This is a genomic window from Bacillus sp. 1NLA3E, assembly GCF_000242895.2.
Taxonomy (GTDB): domain Bacteria; phylum Bacillota; class Bacilli; order Bacillales; family Cytobacillaceae; genus Bacillus_BU.
Genome location: NC_021171.1, coordinates 1971064 through 1987157 on the forward strand (window position 1 = coordinate 1971064; position 16094 = coordinate 1987157).

A 16094-nucleotide genomic window follows, 5' to 3' on the forward strand; every position below is an offset into this window, starting at 1 on the left:
GACAAATCATATTATTATGGCAAGTCGGTCACTTCTAAAGCAACCCGGATTCCGGATTCAATCGCACCCTGCATCCAAGCATGGGTAAGAGTAGTGTGTTCACCAGCAAAGTGCACTCTTCCTTCAGGAATAAAAATATAAGGATACAGTTCAGTTTCCTGACCGGGTTCAAAAGCGGTGAAAGCACCAGCAGAATATGGATTATCTACCCAACTATAAGATGTTCCGGTTACAAACTCGGAATAGACTTGGTCACCATAAATTTCAGCTAAGTTATTTAAAGCATATTGAACGCGTTCTTCGTTTGACAGACCATTCCATGTCATTGCCTCATCTGCCCATGTGTAACTTGCCAAAACCAAAGCAGGTCCTTTTGTACCAATCCCTTGACTTGGGTAATAGGTGAATCGAATGGGCAGGTCAGTTATGGATTTACCACCAAACTGATCATATCTTTCCCAAAATCTGCTTTTAAACTCGATCCCGATTTTGGTTGCAGCCATGTAGTTCAGTTCTCGAATTGCTCTTCGTTTATAGTAGGAAAAAGACTGGTATGGTTCAATTTTCACAAATCTTAACACTGAAAAGGGTATGGTTATGATGGCAAGATCTCCAGTTATAGTGGATTGCTCGAGGGTGTCCTGATGGGTAGAATGGATGGTGACGCTGTTGTTATGTTGCACAATTTTTGTCATCCTTTGATTGAACATTATTATTTCATTTAATTGAGGGAGAAAGGCCCTTGGCAGCAGATCCATACCTCCAGTTATCTCATAGAAACGATTTGATCTAAAATATATCTCTTCTCGCAGAGCTTCAATAAAAGAAATTCCCATATATGCTTCTAAATCAAGAAGAGCACCGATCATATCAACTGCGCCATCTGAAAAAGTCGTGCCATATTGATAATGGTAAGATTTTAAAAAAGAACCAAGAGAGTAGTTTTTAAATTCTTTTTCTACGTGGAACCAATTTCTCGTCGGGTTTTGGTTTACAAAGTCCATAATTGGCTGAATAGCTAATTTCCACAGCTCCTCTGCGCTTTTACCGCGTTCATTCGGGGCAACCGGAAAGTTTAGAACACTTGGATAACGTTCAAAAGTGCTGAGCTGTGTTTTGATTCCATTGAAATAAAGAATATCCAATGGGGATCTGTTTATAAATAGGTTGATGGATAGACCAAATTTTTTAATATACTCTAATGTTAAAAAATGACTATCAGGAATCCGCATAGGACCTACGTTAAAATAAAGCCCATTGCTAAAGGGGGATCGGATGGTGTAGACACGTCCTCCCACCCTATTGTTCGCTTCGATAATTACGACTTTATGCCCGGCCTCCTTTAATAGAGAAGCAGCAACCAGTCCTGCTAAGCCTGCCCCGACAACAATAATATGTTTGGGGACTTGCGACTTTTTTAGCCCATTTTTAATAATGTCAATCATAAGTGGAGTCAGTAATTGATTATTTATGTGATTAGGCATCTTCTCACCCCAAGTGAATTTGATTTAATACATTGTATTCACTTGCAAAGATGCATATGTGTTTGATTCCTTCGGCTATCTCCTCTTTGAAATGTAATGACCGGGAAACGCGTATTCCTCTATCTACGTATAGTGAGGATGTCAGCTGGATCAACCAGATTTTGAATTATGCCTTTTCGAGTTTGCTTCTTTTATAGAAGAAACTACAAATTGCGGGTACTCCTAAGGAGACCCGCTTTATCATGCAGCCAAACCTTTTTTTGAATCAAATCGTTTCTTCACTCTGTTTTCTTAATTTTTTTCGACCCAGGGCTAACACAAGTCCAGCAGCGGCAATTGTTAGTAAAGAACCACATCCAAGTCCGCAAGATCCACAAGTACCCGTACATAATGTGCTTGCTGATCCAGTTAAAGAAGTACCAACTGTTAAACCGGCAGCACCTACTCCAGTTGAGATTGTCGTGATTTTTTTCTTTGTATTTGATATTGTTTTTTTCATCATGTTAAGCTCCTTTTTCTGAAGGACGTTTTTCTAAAGGGACGATATTGCTGTCCCAACCTCGCTCACCAGTGCCATACAAAATAGCATTTGTAGGACAAGCTGCCGTACATTGACGACAAGTAATGCAACTATGGATATTGTATTTAATAGTATCGTCTTCTTTTTTAAGAGCACTCATTGGACATGCTTTTACACAGGACTGGCACGAAACACATTTTCCATGATCAAATTTTAATTTATAAGTAAAACCAAATTTTGCTCCTAAACTATGAAGGAGACTTTGAGTTGCCCCGACTGGACACATGAAATTACAATATCCCCGTCCTCCTTTTGTAAAAACCCCGAACACTATAAACCAAAGGAAGGCAGTAATAATCGTTGTTGATCCCAATACCCCGATGTCTCCCCAAAACCCACCATCTAGCAGACGTTGAAAGAAACCATAACCGCAATAAGCGCATGCAATCGAACCTGCCATTAAAGGTGCAATAATAAATCCAGCCAAAAAGCCATAGCGGATTGGAGTAGGGTTTACTATTTTCGACCAGTCAAGTTTCCATTTATCAGGCCACAGACGGCTTAAATATTCTGTAAAAGCTCCTACAGCACATAGTCTTCCGCAGAAAAACGGTCCGATAAGAAACGCAGACACTAAAAGCAGTAATAAACTTATTCCTTTGATGGTTAGCAGATCCATCCCTTTCCCACTCAATAAATCTGTTATGGGCATTCGCAAACATGTATCATGAATACTTCCGTCTGTCCCGTTTCCTAATAACCAGTTCAACCCTCTATTAAATAAGGCAAAAGGTGCATAAAATAAGATAAGTCCGAATAAATACCAAGCACCACGACGAAATATAAAATTACGTGAACGCTTTTGAACTTTACTTAATTTCTTGCTTTTAAAAGTAAACCATTTCATCTTGCATTTCCTCCTTAGTGACATTTCTCTTTATCGCTTCCATTGTTTTTTTCGTTACCCTCAGGTTTTTCGCTTCCATTTGGTTTCCCGTTTCCACCGGGTTTTCCGCCCCAACTTCCGTTACCAATACTGGGCTTTATGTTAAGTTTTTTATAAGGATCACCGTATTTTGAGTTCACAATATGGACTGGAATACTACTTAACAAAGATTTGTCCTTTTGGTTAATAAATTGAATTTCACCGGAAAAACCTACGAGTTTATTTCTGTATTCTTTTGGAACCTCAACTGCAAGCTCCATTTTAAATAGTTTTCCAGGCTTAAGAGCATTGGTTAAAGCAAAGGTTTTTTCGTCATAGTCCACCTCCGGCATGACTAGCTCAACTTTTCCTGGAAAACCTCTTAAAGAAACTTGAACAAGCAATTCTTCATTACTTCTATTCGTAACCCCCATTGGCCCGTGACCTGTATAGATTTGCACAAGCCCAGGCTGAACGAGCTTTTTTGGCAAACTTTGTTGATCCAAGTCAAGCACGATGGGAGGATTACTTTTTTTAGGAATCTCCGCTTGGAACTGAGCTCTTTCCGCGGATACAGTATTTTTATAGATTCCTGCTCCCAATACAATTGCAATTGTTGAAATAAAAAGAATAATTGCTACAATTGAATTTCTAATTTTCCTTTTCATTTGTCTATCCCCCATTTGTTAAGTCTTTGATTGATTTTTAGTCTAGACTAACATTGTGAGAAACCTATGAAAGATAGTTAAAGTTTTTGTGAAATAATGGAAAAATGGCGAAAAACCAATATTTATTCACTTTTCAATATCGTTTTTGGAAATACTAAAAGACATATTCAAAAATAGCTAGGAGGAATACTATGCCAAGAAAGGTTGCTCCAATTATCGAAGTGACGGATAATGAAACTGATGATTTATTACCCAGTATCGAAAAAGATAAAAATCAAATTGATAACCTTAATCGCATGTTAGCGGCTGTATTGAATTACTTATCAGATGAAGAGATAGAGGAGATTGATATCGAATTTCTTCTTACTAATACAGAAGGTCTTCGTGAATGGTGGGATCAATATCGAGAAAGCAACAGAAAACAGATTGAGGAAGAAATAAAACGATCTCTGGGTGAACTGTCTTTGAAACAATTAGAATCGATACGTGGACAGTTAAAAAATAAACAGGAGTGAAAACTTACTCACTTTAACTAGAGGAGATATCGACATGAACGAAAAGAACTCAGAGTATTGGATAAAAAACCTTGGCTTAATTCCGCATCCAGAAGGCGGCTATTATAAAAGTACATATGATTCAAATTCTATTTTTTCGGATAGTGATATGGTTGATATAGGAAAAAAACGTAAGTTATATACAAGCATATATTTTCTGCTAAGGTCAGAAGATATATCTCATTTTCATAGACTGAAATCGGATGAGTTATGGTATTACCACGGCGGTAGTTCTTTAACGGTTCATGTGATTGATGAGCGTGGTGAATATAGCGAACTAAAATTAGGATTAAACATAGAACAGGGGGAAGAACCCCAAGTATTGGTTCCTAAAAATTCAATTTTTGGTTCATCAGTAATGGAGGAGGGGACCTTTTCTCTTGTTGGTTGTATGGTATCACCAGGATTCGATTTTGAAGACTTTGAGTTGTTTGATCAGGAAGAGTTGCTGAAAGAGTATCCTCAACATGAAAAAATCATTCGAAAAATAGCGCTTCAATCGAAATGATCGTGATTTCGACTATAAATGAAGGGGAAAAAACTTAAATACTACTACTGTTTTTAGTTTATATTCAGTTTCCAACATTAACAATTTAGTAGTAGGCTATAGAAAGAATGTCCATTATAGTGAAAAATCATGGTCATTTTCATGTCAAAAGTAACTAAGGTGGTAATGGATGTATATTAGAAAACTGGTTGTTCCTGTCCTTTTCCTATTGCTTACGATTATTACCGGTACCCTTGGATTTATGTGGACTGAAAAATTAAGTTTATTTGATTCTATATGGCTATCGGCTGTTTCTATTCTTACAATTGGGTACGGTGATATTGCACCTGTGACTCTGTACGGTAAAATTTTCACGCTTATTATCATACCAGTAGCGATTGGATTAGTTACCTATATACTAGCGCAGTTTGCTAGTTCAATAATTGATGGCAATTTAGCAAGAGAGGTGAAAAAAAGAATGATGGATAAGAAAATTAATAAATTAAAAAATCATATTATTATTTGCGGGTATGGTAGAGTAGGGCGACAAGTTGTCTCACAGCTACAGAATGAAAATAAATCATTTGTCATAATAGAAAAAAATGTTGATGTAATAGATTCATTTCCGGACTATTGCCTTTATATTTTTGGAGATGCAAAAGAAGAACAAACATTGTTTGATGCAGGGATCGATAAAGCTAGTTCTATCATTCTAACTTTACCTGATGATGCAGACAATTTATTTATTACTTTAACCGCAAAAGGGATTAATTCAAGTATTCAAACAATTTCAAGAGCAGAAAACAATCACTCTGAAAAAATTCTTTATCAAGCAGGGGTAGATACAGTGATTAATACGTCCAATATTGGTGGGAAACGGATGGCGATGTCTGTTCTTAAACCACATAGTGTTGAATATGTGGACACTCTCTTACATAACAATGATGAAGCATATAGTTTAGAAGAAATCAAAATTTCATCCAGTTCGCCATTGGTAAATTCCTCATTAAAAGAATCCAAAATAAGAGAAATATTTGGGGTTAGTATCGTAGCTATTAAACGGAATAATCATGTTATAAGTAACCCTAAAGCAGATGAGCAAATACAAGCTCATGACCTGATCATCGTGTTTGGTGCTGAGGACCAAATGAAAATATTTGAAAAAGTGGCACTTTAAAAAGGGCCAGATTGATATAAAAAAAGTGCGTAATAATTTAGTAGCTTATAATTTAATAATTGGCACATGGATTTTAAGAATGGCTTACATTGATGATTTTACCTTGGGAGGAATGTTTTGTGGAACATGAATTAAAAGAGGTTATCAAGAAATGCGATCATGCAATAAAACAGGAGGATTTTGATTCCTTGATGAATTACTATACCGATGATGCAATATTAGTTGTAAAGCCAGGAATGATTGCAAGAGGCAAAGAGGAAATCAAAAAAGCATTTATTGCTATTGCAAAATATTTCAATAACAGTCTGGCACCAACACAAGGTGAAATGATTATATTAGAAGCTGGGGAAACTGCTCTTGTCATTTCCCAAACGTTACTTGATGCAAATAAACAGGAGTCGGCCTATTCCATGGATAGAAGAGCGACATATGTGTTTAAGAAAAATTCACAAGGTGAATGGCTTTGTGAAATTGACAACTCCTATGGTACAGACTTAATTAATAAATAGACGTGCTAGAACTCCTAATGCATCCTTATTAAGGAACTAGCAGTAAAAGAACGCACATGATCATTTGATATGCGTTCTTTTACTTTCTCTTTTTCTTTTTTGAATTATCAACAATGAGATTATGTTTCTTCACTTCTTCTAAGATCACTTGCACATGAACAATTTTCTCATCGATATGGTTAACACTTGAAACCTTTCCTTTACGACCTTTAATTTTTAATTCCTCATTTAATGCTGGTACATTTCTAAGGAATTGGCTTAATAACAGATTCTTATTTTCTAAAAAATAGACAACAAACATTTTGGTCTCACCTATTTCATATAGGATGTGTTACGTAAATTTACTATCGTGTATCCTCCATATAAAATATAAAAATAACCTTGGATTTAGACCAATATCCCAATAAAAAAATAATGGACGTTATTAATATAGAAGTTGTGTTGGATAAGAAAGGGAATAGCTTCTTTTTTTTGTAAATACCAACTGACATTGCTAATTAATTGAAAATTTAGTTTTAAACTCATTGACATATAAAGGCAACAAATTTATAGTTTAATTGTTAACTATATTTGTTAAAGAGTTTACATTAATAAAATGTGAGTTTGAAACCTCAAAAGGATGTGCTCTTGAATAACGGTTGAAAGACATATATGGTAGTCGTGGGGAGAAATTACAGATTGAGGGGATAGGGTTTATTAATGGGGTTTGATGGGTGGTTAAATGAACGGTTAAATAAGACAAAGGAATCTGGGTTATATCGGACATTACGAACAATGAATACCGCACCTAGTCCTAAAATGTTAATTGATGGCCAAAAACAACTGGTTTTTTCATCAAATAATTATCTGGGTCTGGCTAATGATAAAAACTTGATTTATGCAGCAGAAACGATACTCCATGAGTTTGGAGTTGGAAGCAGTGGATGCGGAATATCGACTGGTTATACAAAATGGCATCAAAAGCTTGAAGAAAAAATAGCGGATTTTACACAAACGGAAAGTGCAATTGTCTTTTCTAGTTGCTCTTTGGCTCGGGTTGGGGTGATATCTTCAGTACCTGAAAAAGGAGATGTCATTTTAATTGACGAATTAAACCATGCCAGTATTATCGACGGCTGTCGATTATCAGAGGCTGATACAGTTGTTTATAACCATATTGATATGGCAGATCTTGAGGATAAGTTAGTAGAAACAGAAGCTTATCAGCGCCGTTTTATTGTTACAGAAGGCGTGTTTAATATCGATGGTACTATTACACCTCTTGATAAAATGATGTCACTAGCAAAACAATATCAATCTTACGTTATTGTGGATGATGCCCATGCATTCGGTGTTTTGGGCGAGAATGGTAGAGGAACAAGCGAATTATTCAATGTTAAACCAGATATTGTGATCGGAACTCTTAGTAAAGCCGTTGGTGCAGAGGGCGGATTTGTTTGTGGATCACAGGTCTTAACTGATTTTTTGAGAAATCATGCTAGAACCTTTATCTTTCAAACAACTATTCCACCAGCCATTTGTGCTGCTTCATATGTAGCGTTGGAGATAATTGCGCATAGTAAAGAAAAACGTCATCAGTTGCTTAAAAAGGCTCATTATATAAAAACTAGTTTGGGAGAAATGGGCTTTTTTGTGAAAGGGGACGAAACACCAATTATTCCTGTTATCGTTGGAGAACCTCATAATACTGATCTATTTACAAAAAGGCTACAGGAAGAGGGAGTATTTGCATCTTCTATTCGACCACCGCTTGTCTCAGGAGGAGAAAGTTGTATTCGATTAACAGTCACTGCTGACCACAGTTTAGATGAAATAGAGTATTTGTTAAGGACATTTCATTTAGTCGGAAAAGAACTGAACATAATTTAACTCAAAGTGGCGGTTCCCTTGTTCCTTTTGGAAGCTAGCAAGAAGGAATCGCCTCTTCGTTTTTTTATCTATCCTTTTTTAAATCATTCGTTTGCTTTCTGCCAGGAAAAAATAATAAATCCTGATCAGCAACCGCTTCTTTAGCAGTGATTTGATCGGGTTCAACACAATAAATAATAGTTTTACTTCCGAGTGAAGATCGATAAGAATCTACGTATTTTTGCGAAAGCTTTCTCTCAAAATAACCAGGAACAAACTTTTCTAGCATTGCTTGCAAAGCATCTGTAGATTCATCGAGGTCATCTAATTTTTTGACATAACCAAATACCATTACACTGGTATAAGCGGTTCCGATATTTGCTGGAGCAGGATTAGCTATGGTTCCCCTGTCTTCAGAAACAGTGAAGCAAATTCGTTTACCGTTTCGCATGGCATCGGCTTTACGACCTTGTTCACTACCATGGAAATAAATTTTTTGATCCTTCCACACAAAATTTAAAGGAACGACGTAGGTGCCTTCATCGTCGTTTAACCCCAAATATCCGACCTTTTCGCTAGATAGCAAGTCATTAATTCTACCCTCATCTTTTACTTCTTTTAAAATTCTTCGCATTGCTCTATGGCTCACTAATCGTTCCTCCCATCAATGAAATATATTTATTGAACTGCAGTTGGCAATCTGAGTCTTTGCTATTTCCATAATAATGGAAATTAATTAAAACGAAAATATGCCATTATACATATTCTCTAAAATTCAGTTTTGTCCTTTAAAATAAACATTTCGGTTTGCTTGATTCTTTTTATCTGGAATCAGAAAGAAAGGAGTTTTTTTATAAAGATTGTTTTAATTTTTCATGCCAAGCAAAATAAGATCACTAAGCCCAAAGGGTATTAGTGGTCTTATTTTTTTGATGAATTATAATAAATAGTAGTATACTACAAAAATATTTAAAAAATATTGACTCCTTAGAAGGATGTCCATATAATGATAGAAGAAGTCACACGGTTATGTTAGGAGAGTTGACATGAGGATAATCGATGAAGTGAATGAAGTAAATATTTTTCAGATGAATTCGGAAGACATAATTGAAGCTTTAAACAGCATCAAAAGCGATAAAGAAGCAGAAATTAGAATGATTAAGGGGAAAATTGATAAATACGAGAAAAAAAGGAGATCGGAAGACGCCATGTACCAGTCTTTATCTCCAATAAAAAAATTATTTACTAGTCGCGCCCCAAGTCACCATCAAGCTGTCGAATATATGGTCTATGTTCGAGAAAGATTTAATAGTATTGAAAAAATCAAACAAAATATTGCGGTTTTGGATAAACTAATTTCTTTAGTCCATTCAGAGCCCAGCAAAGAAGAAATATTTCTCTCTGGGCTTTTGATTGAGGAAATCAAAGCTTGGAAAGAAGCGGAGGTTCGCCAAAAGTGAGTATAGAGACTTTGCAATCCGGAATGGATACAATTTGGGTCGTATTAACAGCTGCTATGATTTTATTAATGGAGGGTGGATTTGCCCTTTTGGAGGCCGGATTTGTTCGCGCGAAAAATAGCGTGAATATAATCATGAAGGTGTTTGCTGACATTACCATTGGAACACTTTGCTATTTTATATTAGGCTTTGGTCTTATGTATGGTTCTGATCGACTAGGATTATTCGGTGCAAGTGGTTTCTTTTTGAATGGAGATCTATCTCATATAGACCTCACCATTTCATTAGACACCTACTGGCTTTTCCAGTGTGCCTTTGTTATTGCCGTTATTTCCATCGTTTCTGGGGCAGTAGCGGAAAGAATTAATTTTCGTGCGTATCTTCTTTTTGCCGTGTTAATGACCTCAGTTATTTATCCAATTGCTGGACATTGGGTATGGGGTGGTGGTTGGTTAAGTGATTTAGGTATGGAGGATTTTGCAGGATCAGCAGTCATTCATGCGTTGGGTGGATTTGCTGCATTAGCCGCTGCTATACTTATCGGTCCAAGGAAAGGAAAATTTTCTTCCTTGGGAACGAGTTCAATTGCTTTACCAAGTAATCTGCCTTTGGCATCCGTGGGCGCATTTTTATTATGGTTTGGTTGGTTCGGTTTTAATGCTGGAAGTACACTAGCCGCAACGGATGTTAGGATTGGACATATTGCGATCGTAACGATGCTTTCAGCAGCATCAGGTGGAGCTGCTACCATGTTTTTCACTTTATTTCGTTACGGTCGTTCGGATGCCCCATCTGTTATAAATGGCTCTCTGGCTGGGCTTGTTGCCATTACAGCTGGTTGCGCATTTGTAAGTGATATCGCTTCTATATTAATAGGGGCTATCGCAGGTATACTTATGATGGCTGCAACAAACTGGTTAGAGGCAAGGAGAATTGATGATCCCGTTGGGGCATTCCCAGTTCACGCAGTTTCCGGAGTTTGGGGCACAATCGCTGTAGGACTTTTCGCAACGGAGGGCGGCCTGTTTACTGAAGGTAGCTGGCATTTATTAATGGTACAAGTAATTGGCTTAATCGCATTATGTGCATGGGGTTTTTCCATGACTTGGATTAGTTTTAAAATCATTAACATTTGGGTGCCAATCCGTTCTACTGAGGACCAAGAGGAAGTTGGATTGGATATTAGTTACCATGGAATCATGGCTACTCATTCCTCAACGGAATTTATTGACATAAAAGGACCATTGTTAAATATTGAAGATCATCATGATGATGATCATACTTAAAGGCAAACCTGATTGGGTTTGCTTTTTTTTTATAGACACTTTTCTTAAAGGAAAGGCTCTGTTTGTTAAACTAGAATGTTGATTTCCACTCCAATCAACATTGTGCAAAAAATCGACATTGAGCTTTGATACAGCCAAAGAAAAAGTCGAGCATAACTCCGCGAAATCGAGCACAACTCCGCAAAGTCGAGCATAACCCGGTAACGGCGAGCATAACATATCTAAGGTCGAGCATATCACCCCGAAAGTCGAGCATAAAACCCCGAAAGTCGAGCATATATCCAAAAATCAGATGACCTAAATTAAAAATAGGGGTCTTATCTTGAATAATTTAATAAAAAGGCTCTATTCAAAAGGCTGTTTTCTAAAAGATTGTTGTTTTTGCACGAGTTTTGCAATCATTACCATTGAAAATAGAACCGATCAAAGCTATTTCTTTCTCTTGGCGTTTTTCTGTACTTGTATTAATCAGTTTTTATTCAGGTGCAATTTCTTTTACGATCGCAATTATTGATGAAGTTTATATATTTCACGAGCCAAAGTTTCCAAAATATAAACAACAGGCACTTGTGTGGTAATATTGGTTTCTTCAATAAATTCCTCCGTTACATAGTATGGAATATTTAAATCAGAGATTTTTGCAATCGTCGATAGTTTATTGCTAGTGATACTAATGATTTTACTTCCTTCTTGTTTAAGTTGATGAAGGTGAGAGACGGTAAAATTATTTTCTCCAGAGACAGACAAGGCAATTGTTACACTGTTATGGCGGAGTTTTGAATGAATCGGAAAGTGTGGGTCTTTAATATATAATGAAAATTTCCCTAAACTTGAAAAATATCGAGCACCATATTCCGCTAGAATACCGGAGCTACCAATCCCGATAAAAATAACATGGTCTGCGCTATGAACTAGGCAGGCGGCTTCCTTAATTTTTTCTTCTAAATTCCCTTTTAACGTCCGCTCAAAAAACTCTACAATCGAATGGTGAGAATTTCTAATTACTGTTCTTTTGTTTTTTTCTAAATACATTTTAAGTTTTACTTTAAACTCGGAGAATCCCTCGCAATTTAGTTTCCTACAAAAACGTAAAATCGTCGCGGAGGATACATGGGTTTCATCTGCTAGTTCACGAATACGCATATAAGCAACTTTTTCGAGATTTTGAGAAATATAGTTGTATATTGAAGTTTCTAACTCATTGAAAGAAGCAATTGCGTCGTTTGAAAACATGAATGGTGATTTCTCCTTCTTTAAAAAATAGGCAGTGTTTATGCTCATTGTTGATTTTTTGCACAAAGTTGATTGGAGCGGAAATCAACTTTCTAAATAAACACAGCCAAAAAATAATTCTTCATAATATGATTTTAGCATAACAAATCAGAAAGTTACACAGTGTTACATTGATGAAACAAATGACTTCTATTGTGATTAAAAACAAGATGGTCGACAATGATTTACTATCGTACTATCCTCCGTTATGATTCCTTTATGGTCATTTCCTTATCAAGAAAAGAATTCAAATGAACCCACAAGTAAATTCTAAAGACAACTACCAAAAAGATCAGGAGGTAATCTTATGAAAAAATATCAATTCCCTGAAGGCTTTTTATGGGGAGGAGCTACGGCTGCGAACCAATTAGAAGGTGCATATCAAGAAGGCGGTAAAGGCTTAACTGTTCCAGATGTTTTACCAGGTGGTAAAATCCGTCATAGTCTTATTTCAGATCCAAACTTTAAATTGGAATTAAATAGAGAGAAATTTAGTTACCCCAATCAAGAAGGAATCGATTTTTATCATCGCTATAAGGAAGACATTGCCCTGTTTGCGGAAATGGGTTTTAAAGTATACCGAATGTCAATCGCCTGGTCACGTGTTTTTCCTAATGGGGATGAACTCGAGCCAAATGAAGAAGGACTAGCTTTTTATGACCGAGTGTTTGACGAATTGCACAAATACGGAATTCAACCAGTGGTGACGATTTCTCACTATGAAATGCCATTGCATCTTGTAAAGGAATATGGTGGTTGGAGAAATCGTAAGCTTATAACGTTTTTTGAACGATATGCGAAGGTTGTGTTTAATCGTTATAAAAATAAAGTAACCAATTGGATGACCTTTAATGAAATCAACAGTGGACTGATTATGCCGATATATGGACTAGGATTCAAGATTCAAAAGGAAGAGGACAACTATCAAGCAACCTTCCAAGCCTACCACCACCAATTTATTGCAAGTGCACTTGCAGTGAAAGCTGGACATGAAATTATTCCTGGCTCAAAAATTGGGGCAATGATTTTATATGTGCCAACTTACTCTTATGATTGCAACCCAGATAATGTCATGTTTGCATTAGAGGAAGAACGATTAATGAACTATTTTTGTGGAGATGTACAGGCACGAGGCGAATATCCAGCATTTATTCATCGTTATTTTAAAGAACATCAGATTCAACTTGAGATTTCCGAAGGCGACCTTGATATTATGAAAGAAGGTACGGTCGATTATATTGGTTTCAGCTACTATATGTCCCGAACTGAGAAAAAAATAAAAACAAATGAAGTAGCAAGTGAGGGGAATATTGTGGGTGGCGTGAAAAATCCATTCCTTTCAGCAAGTGATTGGGGTTGGGAAATTGATCCTGTCGGACTTCGCATTTCACTAAATCAATTATACGACCGCTATCAAAAACCATTATTTGTTGTTGAAAATGGACTAGGTGCCTACGATAAAGTGGAAGAAGATGGTTCCATCCATGATGATTATCGAATTGATTATTTACGAGAGCACATAAAAGCAATGGGAGAGGCAATAGAAGATGGTGTTGACTTAATGGGTTATACATCATGGGGCTGCATTGACTTAGTAAGTAATTCCACGGGTGAAATGTCGAAGCGTTATGGATTCATTTATGTAGACAAACAGGATGACGAGACTGGAACGCTTGATCGTAAAAAGAAACAATCGTTCTATTGGTACAAGGATGTCATCGCTACAAATGGGGAGAAGCTATAATCCGTTCAAAAGAGGAAGAATCAAGCCAATCATTCGTAAAGGCAAACCATTTAATGGGTTTGCTTTTTTCTTTTGGCTGTGTTAGACGTGCATGTTGATTTCCGCCCAGGCGTCCTTTCAGCGGGCACCATAGCTAATCGAGCAATGAAATTGCCATTAATCGAAAACGCTGTCATAAAATCCATATTTTGTCCACAAATCTAAGTGAGAAATTTCTAATCCTGGTGGTATACTAACTTACGTTAAGTGCATATGTGAATTGTTTCACAGATGAGAATTAAACATCATACCTATTAAGATTTCATCATTTAATCTTAAAATAAATTTACCATGATAGAGGTGGCATAATGGAAACAAACAGTAGAAAAAATGGGTATTTTATGATGGCGGTTTTGTGGCTAGCCTATGTGACATTTGCAATGAACTGGGTTGCAGGCTCCTCTTTGACACCACAAATAACACAAACATTTTTTGGTGGCCCGGTAAATCCAGTTATTTCTCAACTGGTAAACTATTCAATTACGACAGCTCGTGTTTTTGCCAATATTTTAGCAGCGTTGGTCCTAATGAAATTGGGTCCAAAAAAAGCTGCGGGTACAGCGATTGGGCTTTTAACAATGGGGCTTGTCGCCATTTACCTTCCTAATTATTGGGCATACACAGCTGCACGGATGGTAATGGCCGTGGGGGGATCGATGGTTATTGTCTATATGAACCCTATAGTTGCTCATTATATCACAAACTCAAAAGAAAAGTTGCGCATTAATGCTGCTAATACGGTGTCCTATAATGTTGGAGCATTTATCGTTGCCGTTATGTTTACGCTATTTTCTAAGCACATGGTTGAAAACTGGCGGTTAACTTTAACATTTTTTGCCTCATTAACAATCTTGTTTTTTGTGGCTTGGCTATGGAAAGCAGAAAACTTTGAAACCAAAGTAAGCAATAGTGGACAAGCTGAGGCGTATGGATATAAAGATGCTCTTAAGGATCCATTTCTATGGCGTTATGGCTTGGCATTCGCATCTTTCTTAACTTTATATGTATTATCGCTTGTGAGTTTTAAAGCAATTTTTGACCAATATACGTTATTAAATGGTTCTGTCACCAACCTACTTATTTCTGGTTTCGGAATTTTGGGAACCTTTTTCGGGATTCGAATTGGGAATAAAGGAGTTAAAAGAAAGCCCATCCTTGTGCTTTCAGGTATTGTTATGGTTGGAGCCTTTGCACTGGCGTTGGTCTTTGCCAATACTATCCCGCTTCTTTCATATACTTTAATTTCTATTTCGGGATTCGCCATGTTTATTCAGTATCCTATCTTTTTGAATCTCCCTCATGAGTTAAAAGGGATGACTCCACAAAGATTGACGATTATGTTCGGTTTATTCTGGGCCTTAGCGTATGCGGGTCAAACCATTGCTACCATTGTTTGGAGCTATATTTTAGGATCTTCGGGATATGGAAAAGCAATGATTTTCTTTATTGCCGTATCAAGTTTGTACATCTTCTTAGTGGCTACTTTCCCAGAAACCAGCCAAAAGGAAAAAGACAGGAAAGCAGGAATAGGAAAAGTAGCATAATTTTGACCATATTGACTCCAAGGTAAACTAGGTAGACTGCACAGGTGAATTGAATGCTTTGGCTAATAAAAATTAGGAACTAGTCAATATAAGTGGTTCACTTTTGGAGTACAAACAATAAAAAATCACTTGAAAAGACATATGAAATCGTAAATGATTTCGTATGTCTTTTTTTGTTGATATATGGAGCCAAAAAGCCTAAACGCCAAAAACTGGGAAATTTCAGAGCAAACTGGATGCTTCTAAATGTAAATGACCATTCAACAAACAGCTTTATTTAACTTGTCAGGAGGAGAATTTCGCTGCTAGAACAGCCTTTAACAACAGCTCGTGGGGATAAAAAGAGTTACATCTATGCTAATTTCAAGCCTAAATATGCTCAGTATATGGTAACTATTTTGAGAACATATTATAACTTCTGCCGACCAATGAAAATGGGTAGCAAAAAGTTAACACCCGCACAACGATTAGGTATCACTGATAAAGAATTTGATTTAAACGATATTATTTACTTTAAGGACTTTAAATAAAAAGGATATTCCATAACAATAATAATATAATAAAAAACAACATTAAT

At 36.5% G+C, this 16094-nt stretch carries 16 protein-coding genes and 1 pseudogene; 10 read left to right on the forward strand and 7 right to left on the reverse strand.

The features are described 5' to 3' along the window. Positions 1-14: 14 nt before the first annotated feature. The 4 genes from B1NLA3E_RS09445 to B1NLA3E_RS09460 all read right to left on the reverse strand — a co-directional run bounded on the left by B1NLA3E_RS09445 (position 15) and on the right by B1NLA3E_RS09460 (position 3597). A complete protein-coding gene (locus B1NLA3E_RS09445) occupies positions 15-1484 on the reverse strand; it encodes a flavin monoamine oxidase family protein (protein ID WP_015593617.1) in 1470 nt (489 codons plus the stop codon). A 265-nt stretch (positions 1485-1749) separates the two neighbouring features. Further along, positions 1750-1986, reverse strand: coding sequence for a hypothetical protein (locus B1NLA3E_RS09450; RefSeq protein ID WP_051120138.1), 237 nt, complete (start codon positions 1984-1986; stop codon positions 1750-1752). 1 nt (position 1987) lies between these two features. Further along, the gene (locus B1NLA3E_RS09455) at positions 1988-2911 is read right to left on the reverse strand and encodes a 4Fe-4S binding protein (protein WP_015593618.1); all 924 of its coding nucleotides are present in this window, start codon (positions 2909-2911) and stop codon (positions 1988-1990) included. A gap of 14 nt (positions 2912-2925) precedes the next feature. Continuing rightward, entirely contained in the window at positions 2926-3597 is a 672-nt protein-coding gene (locus tag B1NLA3E_RS09460) for a hypothetical protein (RefSeq protein ID WP_015593619.1), read from the reverse strand. Positions 3598-3788: 191 nt separating this feature from the next. On the opposite strand from B1NLA3E_RS09460, the gene B1NLA3E_RS09465 reads away from it, so the two are divergent. The 4 genes from B1NLA3E_RS09465 (at position 3789) to B1NLA3E_RS09480 (ending at position 6324) form a co-directional block, all read left to right on the forward strand. Then, on the forward strand, positions 3789-4112 hold the full coding sequence (locus B1NLA3E_RS09465) for a hypothetical protein (protein WP_015593620.1): 324 nt from the start codon (positions 3789-3791) through the stop codon (positions 4110-4112). Between the two features lie 34 nt (positions 4113-4146). Then, positions 4147-4659 (forward strand): cupin domain-containing protein, encoded by a 513-nt coding sequence (locus B1NLA3E_RS09470; protein WP_015593621.1) that lies wholly within the window; start codon positions 4147-4149, stop codon positions 4657-4659. Positions 4660-4828: 169 nt separating this feature from the next. After that, positions 4829-5815, forward strand: coding sequence for a potassium channel family protein (locus B1NLA3E_RS09475; protein ID WP_015593622.1), 987 nt, complete (start codon positions 4829-4831; stop codon positions 5813-5815). Positions 5816-5934: 119 nt separating this feature from the next. Continuing rightward, positions 5935-6324, forward strand: coding sequence for a YybH family protein (locus tag B1NLA3E_RS09480; RefSeq protein WP_015593623.1), 390 nt, complete (start codon positions 5935-5937; stop codon positions 6322-6324). A 79-nt stretch (positions 6325-6403) separates the two neighbouring features. Here the strand turns inward: B1NLA3E_RS09480 and B1NLA3E_RS09485 are convergent, their stop codons facing one another. Then, positions 6404-6625, reverse strand: coding sequence for a hypothetical protein (locus B1NLA3E_RS09485; RefSeq protein WP_015593624.1), 222 nt, complete (start codon positions 6623-6625; stop codon positions 6404-6406). A 398-nt stretch (positions 6626-7023) separates the two neighbouring features. Here B1NLA3E_RS09485 and bioF point away from each other — a divergent pair, with 398 nt between their 5' ends. Then, on the forward strand, positions 7024-8193 hold the full coding sequence (gene bioF, locus B1NLA3E_RS09490) for an 8-amino-7-oxononanoate synthase (RefSeq protein ID WP_015593625.1): 1170 nt from the start codon (positions 7024-7026) through the stop codon (positions 8191-8193). 64 nt (positions 8194-8257) lie between these two features. On the opposite strand, the gene B1NLA3E_RS09495 is transcribed toward bioF, so the two are convergent. Beyond that, positions 8258-8821 (reverse strand): pyridoxamine 5'-phosphate oxidase family protein, encoded by a 564-nt coding sequence (locus tag B1NLA3E_RS09495; RefSeq protein WP_236619621.1) that lies wholly within the window; start codon positions 8819-8821, stop codon positions 8258-8260. A gap of 415 nt (positions 8822-9236) precedes the next feature. On the opposite strand from B1NLA3E_RS09495, the gene B1NLA3E_RS09500 reads away from it, so the two are divergent. Beyond that, on the forward strand, positions 9237-9632 hold the full coding sequence (locus B1NLA3E_RS09500) for a hypothetical protein (protein WP_144061449.1): 396 nt from the start codon (positions 9237-9239) through the stop codon (positions 9630-9632). Next, on the forward strand, positions 9629-10918 hold the full coding sequence (locus B1NLA3E_RS09505; protein ID WP_015593628.1) for an ammonium transporter: 1290 nt from the start codon (positions 9629-9631) through the stop codon (positions 10916-10918). Before B1NLA3E_RS09500 ends, B1NLA3E_RS09505 begins: the two co-directional genes overlap by 4 nt. A gap of 507 nt (positions 10919-11425) precedes the next feature. On the opposite strand, the gene B1NLA3E_RS09510 is transcribed toward B1NLA3E_RS09505, so the two are convergent. Further along, a complete protein-coding gene (locus B1NLA3E_RS09510; protein ID WP_015593629.1) occupies positions 11426-12151 on the reverse strand; it encodes a MurR/RpiR family transcriptional regulator in 726 nt (241 codons plus the stop codon). Between the two features lie 346 nt (positions 12152-12497). Here B1NLA3E_RS09510 and B1NLA3E_RS09515 point away from each other — a divergent pair, with 346 nt between their 5' ends. From B1NLA3E_RS09515 to B1NLA3E_RS23840, 3 genes and pseudogenes are all read left to right on the forward strand, one after another. Further along, positions 12498-13934, forward strand: a complete 1437-nt coding sequence (locus B1NLA3E_RS09515) for a glycoside hydrolase family 1 protein (RefSeq protein WP_015593630.1) — start codon at positions 12498-12500, stop codon at positions 13932-13934. 347 nt (positions 13935-14281) lie between these two features. Continuing rightward, positions 14282-15517, forward strand: a complete 1236-nt coding sequence (locus tag B1NLA3E_RS09520) for an MFS transporter (RefSeq protein ID WP_015593631.1) — start codon at positions 14282-14284, stop codon at positions 15515-15517. Between the two features lie 236 nt (positions 15518-15753). Beyond that, positions 15754-16047 (forward strand): annotated as a pseudogene (locus B1NLA3E_RS23840) (insertion element protein); the annotation flags it as partial. Positions 16048-16094 lie beyond the last annotated feature (47 nt).

Excerpts from the sequence above, each read along its gene's own strand:
- B1NLA3E_RS09465 (WP_015593620.1), top strand. The coding sequence starts at position 3,789 with ATGCCAAGAAAGGTTGCTCCAATTATCGAAGTGACGGATAATGAAACT.
- B1NLA3E_RS09520 (WP_015593631.1), top strand. The coding sequence starts at position 14,282 with ATGGAAACAAACAGTAGAAAAAATGGGTATTTTATGATGGCGGTTTTG.
- B1NLA3E_RS09475 (WP_015593622.1), top strand. The coding sequence starts at position 4,829 with ATGTATATTAGAAAACTGGTTGTTCCTGTCCTTTTCCTATTGCTTACG.
- B1NLA3E_RS09450 (WP_051120138.1), bottom strand. The coding sequence starts at position 1,986 with ATGATGAAAAAAACAATATCAAATACAAAGAAAAAAATCACGACAATC.
- B1NLA3E_RS09510 (WP_015593629.1), bottom strand. The coding sequence starts at position 12,151 with ATGTTTTCAAACGACGCAATTGCTTCTTTCAATGAGTTAGAAACTTCA.
- B1NLA3E_RS09455 (WP_015593618.1), bottom strand. The coding sequence starts at position 2,911 with ATGAAATGGTTTACTTTTAAAAGCAAGAAATTAAGTAAAGTTCAAAAG.
- bioF (WP_015593625.1), top strand. The coding sequence starts at position 7,024 with ATGGGGTTTGATGGGTGGTTAAATGAACGGTTAAATAAGACAAAGGAA.
- B1NLA3E_RS09460 (WP_015593619.1), bottom strand. The coding sequence starts at position 3,597 with ATGAAAAGGAAAATTAGAAATTCAATTGTAGCAATTATTCTTTTTATT.
- B1NLA3E_RS09445 (WP_015593617.1), bottom strand. The coding sequence starts at position 1,484 with ATGCCTAATCACATAAATAATCAATTACTGACTCCACTTATGATTGAC.
- B1NLA3E_RS09485 (WP_015593624.1), bottom strand. The coding sequence starts at position 6,625 with ATGTTTGTTGTCTATTTTTTAGAAAATAAGAATCTGTTATTAAGCCAA.
- B1NLA3E_RS09515 (WP_015593630.1), top strand. The coding sequence starts at position 12,498 with ATGAAAAAATATCAATTCCCTGAAGGCTTTTTATGGGGAGGAGCTACG.
- B1NLA3E_RS09470 (WP_015593621.1), top strand. The coding sequence starts at position 4,147 with ATGAACGAAAAGAACTCAGAGTATTGGATAAAAAACCTTGGCTTAATT.